At 70.0% G+C, this 13,064-nt stretch carries 15 protein-coding genes and 4 tRNA genes; 16 read left to right on the top strand and 3 right to left on the bottom strand.

Features of this window, described 5'->3' with window-relative positions; genetic code table 11:
• Window positions 1–23: 23 nt before the first annotated feature.
• Entirely contained in the window at window positions 24–515 is a 492-nt protein-coding gene (locus tag H9L22_RS01440; protein ID WP_187721312.1) for a YajQ family cyclic di-GMP-binding protein, read from the bottom strand.
• Window positions 516–623: 108 nt separating this feature from the next.
• On the opposite strand from H9L22_RS01440, the gene H9L22_RS01445 reads away from it, so the two are divergent.
• The 8 genes from H9L22_RS01445 to H9L22_RS01480 all read left to right on the top strand — a co-directional run bounded on the left by H9L22_RS01445 (window position 624) and on the right by H9L22_RS01480 (window position 3,969).
• A tRNA-Tyr gene (locus H9L22_RS01445) sits at window positions 624–704 on the top strand.
• 65 nt (window positions 705–769) lie between these two features.
• The gene (locus H9L22_RS01450) at window positions 770–1,480 is read left to right on the top strand and encodes a purine-nucleoside phosphorylase (RefSeq protein WP_187721313.1); all 711 of its coding nucleotides are present in this window, start codon (window positions 770–772) and stop codon (window positions 1,478–1,480) included.
• A gap of 99 nt (window positions 1,481–1,579) precedes the next feature.
• Window positions 1,580–1,652: transfer RNA gene (locus tag H9L22_RS01455), tRNA-Thr, on the top strand.
• 39 nt (window positions 1,653–1,691) lie between these two features.
• Window positions 1,692–1,764 (top strand) — tRNA-Met (locus H9L22_RS01460).
• A gap of 53 nt (window positions 1,765–1,817) precedes the next feature.
• Window positions 1,818–1,988 carry a 50S ribosomal protein L33 gene (gene rpmG, locus H9L22_RS01465; protein WP_187721314.1) on the top strand — a complete coding sequence of 57 codons (171 nt, stop codon included), beginning with the start codon at window positions 1,818–1,820 and terminating at the stop codon, window positions 1,986–1,988.
• Window positions 1,989–2,068: 80 nt separating this feature from the next.
• Window positions 2,069–2,494, top strand: coding sequence for an FAS1-like dehydratase domain-containing protein (locus tag H9L22_RS01470; RefSeq protein ID WP_187721315.1), 426 nt, complete (start codon window positions 2,069–2,071; stop codon window positions 2,492–2,494).
• Entirely contained in the window at window positions 2,487–2,894 is a 408-nt protein-coding gene (locus H9L22_RS01475; protein WP_187721316.1) for a MaoC/PaaZ C-terminal domain-containing protein, read from the top strand. Before H9L22_RS01470 ends, H9L22_RS01475 begins: the two co-directional genes overlap by 8 nt.
• Window positions 2,887–3,969 (top strand): UDP-N-acetylmuramate dehydrogenase, encoded by a 1,083-nt coding sequence (locus tag H9L22_RS01480; RefSeq protein WP_226966045.1) that lies wholly within the window; start codon window positions 2,887–2,889, stop codon window positions 3,967–3,969. The genes H9L22_RS01475 and H9L22_RS01480 overlap by 8 nt, the downstream gene beginning before the upstream one ends.
• 27 nt (window positions 3,970–3,996) lie before the next feature.
• On the opposite strand, the gene H9L22_RS01485 is transcribed toward H9L22_RS01480, so the two are convergent.
• Window positions 3,997–5,166, bottom strand: a complete 1,170-nt coding sequence (locus H9L22_RS01485; protein ID WP_187721318.1) for a M20 metallopeptidase family protein — start codon at window positions 5,164–5,166, stop codon at window positions 3,997–3,999.
• Window positions 5,167–5,276: 110 nt separating this feature from the next.
• On the opposite strand from H9L22_RS01485, the gene H9L22_RS01490 reads away from it, so the two are divergent.
• Together H9L22_RS01490 and H9L22_RS01495 are read left to right on the top strand one after the other, a co-directional pair.
• A complete protein-coding gene (locus H9L22_RS01490) occupies window positions 5,277–7,070 on the top strand; it encodes an ABC transporter ATP-binding protein (protein WP_187721319.1) in 1,794 nt (597 codons plus the stop codon).
• Window positions 7,067–8,884 carry an ABC transporter ATP-binding protein gene (locus tag H9L22_RS01495; RefSeq protein WP_226966046.1) on the top strand — a complete coding sequence of 606 codons (1,818 nt, stop codon included), beginning with the start codon at window positions 7,067–7,069 and terminating at the stop codon, window positions 8,882–8,884. The genes H9L22_RS01490 and H9L22_RS01495 overlap by 4 nt, the downstream gene beginning before the upstream one ends.
• Window positions 8,885–8,888: 4 nt before the next feature.
• Here the strand turns inward: H9L22_RS01495 and H9L22_RS01500 are convergent, their stop codons facing one another.
• Entirely contained in the window at window positions 8,889–9,467 is a 579-nt protein-coding gene (locus H9L22_RS01500) for a protein-L-isoaspartate O-methyltransferase family protein (protein WP_187721320.1), read from the bottom strand.
• 149 nt (window positions 9,468–9,616) lie between these two features.
• Between H9L22_RS01500 and H9L22_RS01505 the strand changes: the two genes are divergently transcribed.
• The 6 genes from H9L22_RS01505 (at window position 9,617) to H9L22_RS01530 (ending at window position 13,005) form a co-directional block, all read left to right on the top strand.
• Window positions 9,617–9,689: transfer RNA gene (locus H9L22_RS01505), tRNA-Trp, on the top strand.
• Between the two features lie 83 nt (window positions 9,690–9,772).
• Window positions 9,773–10,240, top strand: a complete 468-nt coding sequence (gene secE / locus H9L22_RS18315; RefSeq protein WP_226966047.1) for a preprotein translocase subunit SecE — start codon at window positions 9,773–9,775, stop codon at window positions 10,238–10,240.
• On the top strand, window positions 10,240–11,022 hold the full coding sequence (gene nusG / locus H9L22_RS01515; RefSeq protein ID WP_187721321.1) for a transcription termination/antitermination protein NusG: 783 nt from the start codon (window positions 10,240–10,242) through the stop codon (window positions 11,020–11,022). Before secE ends, nusG begins: the two co-directional genes overlap by 1 nt.
• 57 nt (window positions 11,023–11,079) lie before the next feature.
• On the top strand, window positions 11,080–11,508 hold the full coding sequence (gene rplK, locus H9L22_RS01520) for a 50S ribosomal protein L11 (RefSeq protein WP_187721322.1): 429 nt from the start codon (window positions 11,080–11,082) through the stop codon (window positions 11,506–11,508).
• Between the two features lie 92 nt (window positions 11,509–11,600).
• Complete coding sequence (rplA, locus tag H9L22_RS01525; protein ID WP_187721323.1) at window positions 11,601–12,299, top strand: 50S ribosomal protein L1; 699 nt, start codon at window positions 11,601–11,603, stop codon at window positions 12,297–12,299.
• Between the two features lie 91 nt (window positions 12,300–12,390).
• The gene (locus H9L22_RS01530; protein WP_187721324.1) at window positions 12,391–13,005 is read left to right on the top strand and encodes a pyroglutamyl-peptidase I; all 615 of its coding nucleotides are present in this window, start codon (window positions 12,391–12,393) and stop codon (window positions 13,003–13,005) included.
• Window positions 13,006–13,064: the final 59 nt, after the last annotated feature.

The following is a 13,064-nucleotide window of genomic DNA, read 5'->3' on the forward strand; positions in this document are numbered from 1 at the left end:
GGCCTCCGGGCGCTGCAGGGCGGTCACCGGTAGTTGACGAACTGGACGGCGAAGTCGTAGTCCTGCGCCGTGATCAGCTTCTGGACCGCCTGCAGGTCGTCGCGGGACTTCGACGTGATGCGCAGCTCGTCGCCCTGGATCTGGGCCTTGACACCTTTGGCGGCCTCGTCGCGGATCAGCTTGGAGATCTTCTTGGCGTTCTCCTGCGTGATGCCCTGCTGCGTGGTGGCCGTGATCTTCCAGAGCTTGCCGGACTGTCGCGGCTCGCCGGCGTCGAGCGCCTTCAGCGAGACGCCGCGGCGGAGAAGCTTCGTCTGGAACACGTCGAGGACGGCGCGGACCCGATCCTCGGAGACGGCCTCCATCTCGATGTTCTCGCCTGACCAGGCGATCTTCGCGTCTGTGTTCTTGAAGTCGAAGCGCTGGCTGACCTCCTTGGCCGCCTGGTTGAGAGCGTTGTCAACCTCCTGTCGGTCGACCTTGCTGACGACGTCGAACGAGCTGTCCGCTGCCATGTTCCTGCCTTCCGGGTGGGGATAACGTCTCGCCATTGTGCCAGTCCCTTCCGCTTTGCTCATGTCGTCTAGCCCCTGCTATGCTCGTCCGCGCTGGGAAACCGGCACGGCAGGTTGCCCGAGCGGCCAAAGGGAACGGTCTGTAAAACCGTCGCGAAAGCTTCGTTGGTTCAAATCCAACACCTGCCACGCAAGGCCTCGAGTCGGATGGATTCGAGGCCTTGGTTGTTTTCCATCAAGGAAGGGGGCCACCGATGGCCACTCCACACATCGCCTGCGAGCCCGGGGACATCGCCCCGCTGGTGCTCATGCCAGGAGACCCGAAGCGCGCGGAGCGCATCGCCAGGACGAGGATGGAGGGGGCCAGGCTGGTCTCCGACGTCCGCGGCATCGGCGCCTGGACCGGCACCATTGACGGCGTCCCCATGACCGCGATGGCGTCCGGCATGGGCGTGCCGTCGCTGTCGATCTACGCCACCGAGCTGTTCACGCAGTTCGGGGTCGAGCGGATCTGCCGCGTCGGCACCTGCGGCGGCATCTCCCGCAAGGTCGCCGTCAAGGACGTCGTCGTGGCATCCGCGGCGCACACCAACTCGAGCGTCGCCACCATCGACGTGCCGGGCGTGTCGCTGTCGCTGACCGCCTCGTTCGACATGCTCCGCGGCGCCGTCGACGCTGCGCGGGCCTCCGGCAAGCGCGTCCACGTCGGCCCCGTCTACACGAGCGACCTCTTCTACAGCTCGCGCATGGACATCGTCCCCGCCCTCGACAAGCTCGGCACCCTGGGCGTCGAGATGGAGGCGGCAGGCCTGTTCGCCTGCGCCCTGGCCGCGGGCAAGGAGGCGGCTGCGGTGCTCACCGTGTCCGACCACCTGTTCGACGGCTCGGGCGACCTGACCTCGGAGGAGAGGGAGTCGCTGTTCCAGGACTCCCTCGAGGCCGCGATCGGCGCGCTGAAGGCCTGATCACGGCCGCCCGGGGACCGTCCCGGACGGGGCTGTCGGGGCCTGGAACCCCCGATTTGTGCAGTCCCGAAAAGTCCGTGTATGGTTGGTCCCCGGCTGGCCCCTATAGCTCAGTAGGCAGAGCGTCTCCATGGTAAGGAGAAGGTCTGCGGTTCGATTCCGCATGGGGGCTCTGTTTCTTCCGTAGCTCCACCTACGGAAGAAACTCCTTGACGGGGTAGCTCAGTCGGTAGAGCAAGCGGCTCATAATCGCTGTGTCGCGGGTTCAAGTCCCGCTCTCGTCACCGATACACCGCCCACCAGGCGCTCACCGCGCAGCACAGCTAAGGAAGATGAGATGGCCAAGAAGTCACAGGACGTCCGTCCGAAGATCACGCTTGCCTGCACCGAGTGCAAGGAGCGCAACTACATCACGAAGAAGAACCGTCGCAACAACCCTGAGCGTCTCGAGCTCAGCAAGTTCTGCCCGCGTTGCCGCACCCACCGTGCGCACCGCGAGACCCGCTGACGGCACCTCGACCTGAGGCTGACGGCCGCCCCGACATCGTCGGGGCGGCCGTCGTCGTTTCTGCCGGTAGGCTGACCGGCATGCCGATCACCCCCGAGCACGTGGGCCGCACCTACCCGCCCGCGCCGCCGTACGAGGTCAGCCGCGCCAAGATCGCCGAGTTCGCGGGCGCCCTCCTCGACGAGAACCCCGCCTACGCCGGCCCCAGCCCGGTCGCGCCCCCCACCTTCGCCGCCGTCATCGCGGCCCAGGCCTGGGGCGCCATGTTCGACGACCCGGACCTGGGCCTCGCGCTCAACCGCACCGTGCACGCCGACCAGGGCTTCACCTTCCATCGGCCGCTGCGCCCGGGCGACCTGGTCGAGGCCCGGCTGACCATCGAGAAGGTGCGCAACCGCGGCACCCTCGACATCGTCACCGTGCTGGTCGACCTGCTCGTCGACGGCGTCTCCGCCTGTGAGGCGCGCTCCACCCTGATGCACACCCGGGAGGCCGCCGATGCCTGAGATCTCCGTCGGGCTCAGCCTGCCCGAGCGCCGCGTCCGCGTCACCCGCTCCACCGTCGTGCGCTACTCCGGCGCCTCCACCGACTTCAACGAGATCCACTTCTCCGACAGGCACGCCCACGCCATCGGCCTGCCGGGGGTGCTCGCGCACGGCATGTGGACCATGGGGACGGGCCTCGCGACCGTCACCGACTGGCTGGGCGACCCGGCGCGCGTCGTCAGCTACTTCGTCCGCTTCACCCGCCCCGTGCTCGTCCCGGACACCGACGAGGGCGTCGAGGTCGTCTACACCGCCACCGTGACCGCTGTCGCCGACGGTGTCGCGACCCTTTCGCTGACGGCCGCCTGCGGCGAGGATGCGGTGCTCGGCGCAGCCAAGGTCGAGGTGCGCGTTGACTGAGTGCCGGGTCGACAGGGTAGCCGTCGACTCGCGGGTCGGCGCGGTATCCGACTCACCACTGCTCGCCGACCACACCACCCTGCGCGTCGGTGGGCCGGCCTCCCGGCTCGTCATCGCGGGCACGGAGCGGGAACTCGTCGACACCGTCGCCGACTGTGACGGGCGCGGCGAGCCCGTGCTCATCGTCGGCGGCGGCTCCAACCTGCTCGTCTCGGACGACGGCTTCCCCGGAACCGTGGTCCTCGTCGCCACCGGCGGGCTGCGCGCCGACGAGTCCGCCTGCGGCGGCGCCGTCGCGACGGTGGCGGCCGGCGAGAACTGGGACGCGTTCGTCGCCTACGCCGTCGGGCGCGAGTGGAGCGGCATCGAGGCGCTGTCCGGCATCCCGGGCAGCGTCGGGGCGACCCCGATCCAGAACGTCGGCGCCTACGGAGCCGAGGTCGCATCGCTCATCTCCTCCGTGCGGACCTGGGACCGCGTCGAGCGCACCCAGCGCACCTTCGCCGCGGCCGACTGCGGCTTCGGCTACCGCACCTCGCGCTTCAAGCGGGAACCCGGCCGCTACATCGTCCTCGAGGTGTCGTTCCAGTTCCCGCTCGGCAGCCTCGGCGCCCCCATCGCCTATGCCGAACTGGCCCGCCGGCTCGGCGTCGAGCCGGGGGAGCGGGCACCGGCCGCGGAGGTCCGGTCCGCCGTCCTGGCGATCCGCGGGTCGAAGGGCATGGTGCTCGACGACGCCGACCACGACACCTGGAGCGCGGGCTCCTTCTTCACCAATCCGATCCTCAGTCAGGAGGCGGCCGCCGCGCTGCCCGCGGAGGCGCCGCGGTTCCCGATGGCCGACGGCAGGGTCAAGTCCAGCGCGGCCTGGCTCATCCAGCACGCCGGCTTCGCCCGCGGACACGGCGGCGGGCGCGCGAGGCTGTCGGCCAAGCACGTCCTGGCGCTGACGAACCGGGGTGGGGCGTCGGCCGCCGACGTGGCCGCGCTGGCGCGGGAGGTCCGTGACGGTGTCCGTGCCGCCTACGGGGTGGAGCTGGTGCCGGAGGTCAACCTCGTCGGCGTCGCCCTGTAGCGGCCCGTTCCAGGCGGTGCGCCAGGCTCAGTCCACCAGGCAGGCCGCCGCGGCGACATAGCCGGCCGCGTAGGTCTGCGCGGCGAGCCGCAGCGCCTCACGGTCCGGCAGGAAGGCGCCGTGGTGCAGCCCGATGCCCTCGCCCCCTCCCGTGCCGACGAACGCCATCAGTGAGGCGCTGACCGTCCCGTACTCGGCGAAGTCATCGGAGCCGCACGACCGGAACGGGGTCTCCGCGACGGTCAGCCCCATCCCGGCCAGCATGGTGTCCAGCCGCTTGGCGAGGCCAGGGTCGTTGACGAGAGCCGGTCCGCCGGCGATGAAGCGGGTGGCGGCGACGGCACCCCGGCCCGCGGCGATGCCGTCGACCGTCCTGGTGATCGCGTCGTGCAGCCGGGCCCGGTCACGCTCCGAGAAGGTCCGGATGGTGCCGGTCGCGGTCGCGACGTCGGTGATGATGTTGGGCGCGGTGCCGCCCGAGATCTGTCCGAAGGAGACCACCGTCGGGTGCGTGGGATCGATCAGGGAGGCGGGCAGAGCGGCGACGGCGGAGACGACCTGCGCCAGCGTCGTGATCGGGTCGACGGCGACGTGGGGGTAGGCACCATGCCCGGGCCTGCCCCGCACCTCGATCTCGAAGGAGTCGTAGGCCGCGTTGACGGCGCCCACGCCGGTCGAGACGACTCCGCGGGCCACCTGCGGCTGGACGTGCACACCGACGACCGCCTCGATCTGCTCGTCGTCGATCAGACCCGAGGCGACGACATCCCTGGCGCCGGGCGGGGTCACCTCCTCGCGCGGCTGCAGGATCGGCACCAGGCCGACCGGCAGCTCCAGGCCGCGGGCGGCCGACAGCACGGCCCACAGCGCGGCCAGGTGGATGTCGTGACCGCACGCATGCATCACGCCGGGGTTCCGCGACGCCCACTCGACACCGGTCGCCTCCGGCACCGGCAGGGCGTCCAGTTCGGCGCGCAGGCCGACGGCGGGTCCGCCGGGACCCGTGCGTGCCCAGGCCCCCGTGCCGGCGAGAGGCCGCCAGTCCAGCCAGCCGGCCTCCGCTGTGAACCGGTCCCGCGTGGGACCTTCGGCGCCGCTGAGGTACGGGTCGGCGTGGATCGCCCGCCGCAGCACCGCGGCGTCCGGGAGCACCCGCTCGAGCCCGCCGAGCAGGGCCGTGAGCAGCGGTGACGTCATGGCTGGGAGCGTAGTCGCCCGGCGGTCGCCGCGGTCGTGGACGCGCCGCTCAGCCCGGGCGCCCACGAACGCGAAACGGGGTTGTCCGCCCCTGCCACTAGGGTGAAGGGATGCTTCCCGTCGGCGCCTCGTCCCCCTACGCGCTCGCGCCGGCGAAGCCCGGCAGGCCGGCCATCTGGCGGTTCCTGCCGTACCTGCGGCCCTTCGCATGGCAGTTCTCCGTGTCGTTCGCCATGGCGCCGCTCGCCGTCGCGATCAGCGTCTCGATCCCGCTCCTGCTGGGAGCCGTCGTCGACGGCCCGATCGCGCGGGGCGACCTGCCGGGCGTGCTCTGGTTCGCCCTGGCGATCCTCGGGCTCGGCACCCTCGACGCCGGCATCGCGTTCATCCGCAGATGGATCATGACGCGGGCCACGTCCCACATCGAGGCCGACATCCGGCTCGACCTGTTCGACCAGCTCCAGCGGCTTCCCATGTCGTTCCACAAGGCCTGGGAGTCGGGGCAGCTGCTGTCGCGGATGATGAGCGACGCGGGCCTGCTGCGCCGGTTCATGTCGTTCGGGCTCATCATGCTGCTCACCAACTCGCTGCAGATCGTCGTCGTGATCGCGACGATGGTCGTCACGCTGTGGCAGGTGGGGCTGGCGGTGCTCGCCGCCATCGTGCCCGTCGTCATCGCGACGCTCGCGCTGATGGGGCGCTTCGGTGCCATCTCCCGCCGGGTCCAGGACCAGACCGGCGACGTCGCGTCCGCCGCGGAGGAGTCGCTGCACGGCGTGCGCGTCCTGCGGTCCTTCGGTCGCTCCGGGTACGCGCAGGACCGGTTCGAGGCGGGGGCCAGGGAGCTCGCCGACAGCGGCATCAAGCGGATGAACCTCGCCTCCGTGCTGTGGACGCTGCTCGAGGTGTTCCCCAACGTGCTGCTGCTCATCGTGTTGTTGGGGGTCGGCATCGGGGTCTCGGACGGCGCGCTCACGCTCGGCGACGCCGTCACCTTCGTGACGCTGCTGCTGTCGCTGGCGTGGCCGGTCGGCAGCCTCGGCTTCCTGTTGTCCTTCGCCCGCGAGGCGGCCACCGCCTCCGACCGCATCGTCGAGGTGTTCGACGCCGACGTCTCGATCGCGCCCGGGCCGACCACCCTTCCCGAGCCGCGGGGCCGTCTCGAGCTGCGCAACGTCTCCTATCAGTTCCCCGACGCTGACGCGCCGGTGCTGGCGGACATCAACCTGGTGATCGAGCCGGGGGAGACCGTCGCGCTCGTCGGGGGGACAGGGTCCGGCAAGTCGACCCTCGTCTCCCTGATTCCCCGCCTGCTCGACGTCACCTCCGGCAGCGTCCTCCTGGACGGCGTCGACATCCGCGACCTCGATCTGGAGCAGCTCCGCAGCCTCATCGGCACGGCGTTCGAGGACCCGATCCTGTTCTCCATGTCGGCCAGGGAGAACCTGACGCTCGGCAGGCCGGACGCGTCCGATGCCGACATCGCCGAGGCCATCAGGGTCGCCAGGGCGGACTTCGTCCACGACCTTCCGTGGGGGCTGGACACACGGCTGGGGGAGCAGGGCATGAGCCTGTCTGGCGGCCAGCGCCAGCGGCTGGCGCTGGCCAGGGCGATCCTGGTCGCGCCCCGCCTGCTGGTGCTCGACGACACCCTCAGCGCCCTCGACATCCACACCGAGGCGGAGGTGGAGGAGGCGCTCAGGTCGACGCTGGGTGGCGTGACCGGGCTGGTCGTCGCGCACCGTGCCTCGACGGTCCTGCTCGCCGACCGCGTCGCCATGCTCGTCGAGGGGCGCATCGCCCACGTCGGCCGCCACCAGGACCTGCTCGCCACCGTCCCCGAGTACCGGGAACTGCTCAGCGCGGACTACTCGATCGCCATGGGAGAGGAGGACGCCTCGTGAGCGCGTCCGACCCGAACGACCCCACCGTCGCCTGGCGCGGCGTCAAGCAGGAGATCGACGAGGAGCGCGACACCTCCATGGGGCTGCGGGCCCCGTCCCGGCGCCTGCTCGCGGACCTGCTGCGGCCCTGGCGGTGGTGGATCGCGCTGCTGGTGGTCGTCGTCGTGGCCGAGGCACTCGCCCGGCTCGTGATCCCCCTGCTCGTCCAGCGCGTCCTCGACGACGGCCTGACGGGGGACAGGTCGCTGCTGTACCGCTCCCTGGCCTGGATGGCGGTGGCCATCGTCGTCCAGATCGTCGGCCGGGTGGTCTTCCTGCGCCGGTCCGGCAGGATCGGCAACGAGATCCTGCTCGAGCTGCGGCGCCGGCTGTTCCGCAAGTTCCAGCAGCTGGATCCGACCTTCCACGACCGGTACACGTCGGGGCGCGCCGTCTCCCGCATGACCAGCGACGTGGAGGCCGTGCAGGAGCTCGTGCTGCAGGGCCTCGACGTCGTCGTCATCGCCATCCTGACGATCATCGGTTCCAGCGCCATCATGATCTCGCTGGACTGGCGGCTGGCGCTCATCGCCTTCCTGACCTACCCGTTGCTGTACCTGCTCATGCGCTGGTTCGCCAGGGCGTCGACCAGGGCGTTCCGCGCCGTCCGCACCCGGTCGGCCATCGTCATCGTCCAGTTCGTCGAGACGATGACCGGCATCAAGGCCGTGCAGGCGTTCCGCCGCGAGCCGCGCTCCGCGGGCATCTTCGGCGAGGTTGCCCGCGACTACCGCGACGCCAACGTGCGGGCGATGCGCATCTTCGCCAGGGCCATGCCGGGCATCCAGTTCATCGGCAACCTCGGCATCGCGCTGGTCGTCGCCGGGGGAGGCTTCCTCGCCGTCGGCGGCGACGTCAGCGTCGGCACCATGGCCGCCTTCGTGCTGTACCTGCGCATGTTCTTCGACCCCATGCAGGACCTCAGCCAGTTCATCTCCACCCTCCAGTCGGCGCTCACGGCGCTCGAGAAGGTCTCCTCGGTGATGGAGGAGGAGCCGGCGGTCAGGGACCCGGAGACGCCGGCCCGGTTCGATCGCGCCGAGGGCAGGATCCAGCTCGACGGCGTCGACTTCGCGTACGTCGAAGGGGTGCCCGTGCTGCCGGGACTCACGCTCGACATCCCGGCCGGGCAGACGGTGGCGCTGGTGGGCACGACCGGTGCGGGCAAGACCACCATCGCCAAGCTGATCGCCCGGTTCTACGATCCCCAGGCGGGCACGGTGCGGCTCGACGACTGCGACGTGCGTGACCTGGCCGACGTCGACCTCCGCCGCAACGTCACGCTGCTGACGCAGGAGAACTTCATCTTCGCCGGCAGCATCGCCGACAACATCGCCTTCGGCAGGCCCGGCGCGAGCAGGGGCGAGATCGAGGCCGCAGCCAGGGCCGTCGGCGCCGACACCTTCATCGAGGAGATGCCGGAGGGCTACGACACGGACACCGGCAAGCGGGGCTCCCGGCTGTCCGCCGGGCAGCGGCAGCTGCTGGCCTTCTCGCGGGTGCTGCTCGCCGACCCGCGGGTCCTCATCCTCGACGAGGCCACCAGTTCGCTCGACATCCCCACGGAGCGGCTCGTCCAGCGGGCGTTGGCGACGGTGCTGCGGGACCGGACGGCGATCATCATCGCCCACCGGCTCTCCACGGTGGAGATCGCAGACCGGGTGCTCGTGCTGCAGCACGGCCGCATCGTCGAGGACGGGCGTCCGGCCGACCTGGTCCGGGGCGAGGGACGCTACGCCGAGCTGCACCGGGCCTGGATCGCCTCCCTGGCCTGAGTCTTCAGGGGCGCGGCGGGATCAGGGGGACGAAGCGGTAGGCGCCGCTGCGCCGGATGGACAGGTCGTCGCCGCGTCGCCGCACCGTCCACAGCTGGTCGGCGACCGGGGCCACCAGCACGCCGTCGTCGCTGAGCTGGTCGGCCAGTGCCGTCGGCAGATCGGTCGCCATCGCCGAGACGAGGATCCTGTCGAACGGGGCCAGAGTCGGGGCGCCGAGCACCCGGGGGTCGGCTGCCACCAGCCGGGCCCACGGACGCCCCGTGGCGGCCAGGCGGGCCGCACCCCACACCGCCAGTTCCGCGTCGAGCTCCACCCCCAGCACCGATCCGCCGGGGCCGACGAGGTGGGCCAGCAGCGCGGTGGTCCAGCCGGACCCCGCGCCGACGTCCAGCACGGACGCGCCACGCGGCACGTCGAGCTCCCTCAGCATGCGCGACACCGTCGACGGTTGGGAGCTGGGCAGCCCCCTGAACAGGGGCAGCGGGATGTCGAGGTGGGCGAAGCCGACCTGCTCGGCGGGAAGGTGGCCGGCCCGCGGAGTGGCACCCAGAGCTGCGGCCACCGGATCGTGGTGCGACATGTCCCCAGTGTCCACCGCGGGGGTGGGGGTCGGCGACCGTCGGTTCGCGTCAACGGGCGAAACCGCCTATAGTTGTCGACACCGGTAGAAGGTTGCCTATGGTGAAGCGTGCTCAAAAAGCAGTGGAACCGCAGGTGGACGGCCGGTACAGGGTAGTAGCTCAACTGGCAGAGCAGCGGTCTCCAAAACCGCAGGTTGGGGGTTCGAGTCCCTCCTGCCCTGCTAGGTAGCCGGACGGTTGCCTCGCCTGCCTACCGGTCCCTTGGGGCCGGAGGCATTTTGTTTGTGGAGCGAAAGGGAACCGCGTGAGCGACAAGTCGCACGACGCCGAGCCGGAGAGCGTTGACGCCACCTCTGGCGACCCCGAAGCGCCCGAGGAGATCGTGGAGCCCGGCCAGGAGGCCGATCCCGGCGAGGCCGATCAGGTCGACGAGACCATCACCGAACTCGAGAAGGACTTCTCCGACGAGGAGAAGGCCGAGGCGGCGACCATCGTCCGCAAGACGGCGAAGGCCCCCGTCAAAAAGGGGCACGCGACGCGCAAGCAGTCCGACGCCCTCGAGGACGAGGAAGACCCCTACAAGGCGAAGAACCCCGCGCACTTCGTGCGGCAGTCCGCCGGTGAACTGAAGCAGGTCGTGTGGCCCACCTGGCCCCAGACCGTGTCGATGTTCACCGCCGTGCTGATCTTCGTCCTCATCATGATCGCTGTGGTCGGCGTGCTGGACTTCGCGTTCGGCTGGTCGCTGCTGAAGCTGTTGGGAGCCAACTAATGAGTGAGAACGAAGACTTCGAGATCGACCTCGGCGCCGCCGAGACCGAGACCGCCGACGACATCGAGATCGACCTCGGTGCCTTCGGGACGGTCGAGGAGGAGGCCCCGGTCCGCCTGGCCGACGAGGTCGACGAGGAAGAGGCCCAGGCCGAGCAGGAGCAGGGCGACGCCGTCGACGCTGCCCTCGCCGAGCTCCGCGATGACCTCGAGTCGAAGTACGGCGACTGGTACGTGATCCACACCTACTCGGGCATGGAGAACAGGGTCAAGCAGAACGTCGACTCCAGGGCACAGTCCCTGAACATGGGCGACTACATCTTCGAGACCGTCGTCCCGACCGAAGAGGTCGTCGAGATCCGCAACAACGCGCGCAAGACGGTCACGCGCTCGGTGCTGCCGGGCTACGTGCTCGTGCGCATGGAACTGACCGACGACTCGTGGAGCGTCATCCGACAGACGCCCTCGGTCACCGGCTTCGTCGGCCACGGGCAGCAGCCGGTCCCGCTGTCCGTCGACGAGGTCATCCACATGCTGACTCCTTCCATCATCGCCAAGGTGAACCAGGCTCAGGCCGGGGTCTCCGCGCGGAAGCGGAAGGTCGAGGTCGTCGACTTCACCGTCGGCGACTCGGTCATGGTGACGGACGGCCCCTTCACGGGGGTCCACGCCACCATCACCGAGATCAACGCCAACTCTCAGCGGCTCCGGGCCCTGGTCGAGATCCTCGGCCGCGAGACCCCGGTCGACCTGGAATTCAAGCAGGTCGAGAAGGTCGACTAAGATAGTGCGTCGCGCCGGTCTACGGCACATCCATCCACACAGGTAAAGGACCCATCCATGCCTCCCAAGAAGAAGGTAGCGGCCCTCGTCAAGGTCGCTCTGCAGGCCGGCGCAGCCACGCCTGCCCCGCCGGTCGGTACCGCCCTCGGTCCCCACGGCGTCAACATCATGGAGTTCGTGAAGGCGTACAACGCCCAGACCGAGTCCCAGCGCGGCAACGTCATCCCCGTCGAGATCACCATCTACGAGGACCGCACGTTCACCTTCATCACGAAGACGCCGCCCGCGGCCGAGCTCATCAAGAAGGCCGCTGGTCTGAAGTCGGGTTCCGCGAACCCGCTGAAGATCAAGGTCGGCAAGCTCTCCAAGGACCAGGTCCGCGAGATCGCCGCCACCAAGCTGCCCGATCTGAACGCGAACGACATCGACGCCGCCATCAAGATCGTTGAAGGCACTGCCCGTTCCATGGGCGTCACGGTCGACTGACCGTTTCCCGAAACACAGTGGCAGGGGAGTGCTCCCCACACCACGACTGGTGAACCGGGCCACGTGCCCGGCAACAAGACAAGGAACCAGCTATGAAGCACAGCAAGGGTTACAACGCAGCGGCCGAGAAGCGCGCCGCTGAGCAGGTGTACAGCCCTGAGGAGACCATGCGTCTCATCAAGGAGATGGCGTCGGCGAAGTTCGACGAGACCATCGACGTCGGCGTCCGTCTGGGTGTCGACCCCCGTAAGGCCGACCAGATGGTCCGCGGCACGGTCAACCTTCCCCACGGCACTGGCAAGACGGCACGGGTCCTCGTCTTCGCCGCCGGTGACAAGGCTGACGCGGCCCGCGCGGCCGGCGCCGACGAGGTCGGCACCGACGAGCTGATCGAGAAGGTGGCCGGCGGCTACCTCGACTTCGACGCCGTCGTCGCGACCCCCGAGATGATGGGCAAGGTCGGTCGACTCGGTCGCGTCCTCGGCCCCCGTGGCCTGATGCCGAACCCGAAGACCGGCACCGTCACGATGGACACGGCCAAGGCCGTCTCCGACATCAAGGGTGGCAAGATCGAGTTCCGCGTTGACCGTCACGCCAACCTGCAGTTCATCATCGGCAAGGCCTCCTTCACGGCCGAGCAGCTGACGGAGAACTACTACGCCGTCATCGACGAGCTGCTCCGCCTGAAGCCGGCCTCCTCGAAGGGCCGCTACGTGCGCAAGATCGCCGTCTCGGCGACCATGAGCCCCAGCGTCCTCGTCGACACGAGCGTCGCGAAGGCCGCTGAGTGATCAGCTGACACACTGTCGAGGTGGGCGGGGACCTGTGGGTCCCCGCCCACCTCTGTTTTCCCGGTGTGACCGGGCGAGGAGGGAGCGACGGATGCGGGTGCTGGTGACGGGCTTCGAGCCCTTCGGAGGCGACGCCGTCAACGCGAGCGGCGAGGCCGTGACGGCCCTGGCCGAGGGGTGGAACGATCCGACGATCCACCTGGTCACGGCGATCCTGCCCGTGACGTTCGCAGGGGCGCCCGCCGCACTGGCGGCCGCGATCGGTGAACACCGGCCCGATGCGGTCGTGTGTGTCGGCGAGGCGGGCGGACGCGCGGCCGTCACGCCTGAGCGGTACGCCGTCAACGAGCGGGCAGCCCGGATCCCCGACAACGACGGCGCCACGCCGGCTGGTCCCATCGACTCCGGCCCGGAGCGGCTGGAGAGCCGCATCGACGTGGAGCATGTCGCGACCGCCATCGCAGCAGCGGGGGTGCCCGCGCACGTCTCCGAGGACGCGGGACGCTTCGTCTGCAACGCGGTATTCCGCGCGGTGCTGACGGGGTTTGCCGGCCCGGCGGGCTTCGTCCACGTCCCGACCGTCCGCGAGACCGGAACCGCGACGGTGGGGGCCGAGACGGACGAGGCGGCGACCGCGGCCGTGTCGGCGCTCACGACGGCGGACCTGGTCACCGCGCTTGACGCTGCCGTTCGCGCCCTGACCTGACCTGCGCCGGAGGAAGCCTACACGCCACACCTGCGCGGACGCCGGGGAGGCCGCATGAT

The organism is Tessaracoccus defluvii, from assembly GCF_014489575.1.
In the GTDB taxonomy this organism is placed as follows: Bacteria; Actinomycetota; Actinomycetes; order Propionibacteriales; family Propionibacteriaceae; genus Arachnia; species Arachnia defluvii.

Coding starts and splice junctions, on each gene's coding strand:
- nusG (WP_187721321.1), top strand. CDS start 10,240: ATGAGTGAGAACGAAGACTTCGAGATCGACCTCGGCGCCGCCGAGACC.
- H9L22_RS01485 (WP_187721318.1), bottom strand. CDS start 5,166: ATGACGTCACCGCTGCTCACGGCCCTGCTCGGCGGGCTCGAGCGGGTG.
- rplA (WP_187721323.1), top strand. CDS start 11,601: ATGAAGCACAGCAAGGGTTACAACGCAGCGGCCGAGAAGCGCGCCGCT.
- H9L22_RS01450 (WP_187721313.1), top strand. CDS start 770: ATGGCCACTCCACACATCGCCTGCGAGCCCGGGGACATCGCCCCGCTG.
- H9L22_RS01500 (WP_187721320.1), bottom strand. CDS start 9,467: ATGTCGCACCACGATCCGGTGGCCGCAGCTCTGGGTGCCACTCCGCGG.
- H9L22_RS01530 (WP_187721324.1), top strand. CDS start 12,391: ATGCGGGTGCTGGTGACGGGCTTCGAGCCCTTCGGAGGCGACGCCGTC.
- H9L22_RS01470 (WP_187721315.1), top strand. CDS start 2,069: ATGCCGATCACCCCCGAGCACGTGGGCCGCACCTACCCGCCCGCGCCG.
- H9L22_RS01440 (WP_187721312.1), bottom strand. CDS start 515: ATGGCAGCGGACAGCTCGTTCGACGTCGTCAGCAAGGTCGACCGACAG.
- rplK (WP_187721322.1), top strand. CDS start 11,080: ATGCCTCCCAAGAAGAAGGTAGCGGCCCTCGTCAAGGTCGCTCTGCAG.
- rpmG (WP_187721314.1), top strand. CDS start 1,818: ATGGCCAAGAAGTCACAGGACGTCCGTCCGAAGATCACGCTTGCCTGC.
- H9L22_RS01490 (WP_187721319.1), top strand. CDS start 5,277: ATGCTTCCCGTCGGCGCCTCGTCCCCCTACGCGCTCGCGCCGGCGAAG.
- H9L22_RS01475 (WP_187721316.1), top strand. CDS start 2,487: ATGCCTGAGATCTCCGTCGGGCTCAGCCTGCCCGAGCGCCGCGTCCGC.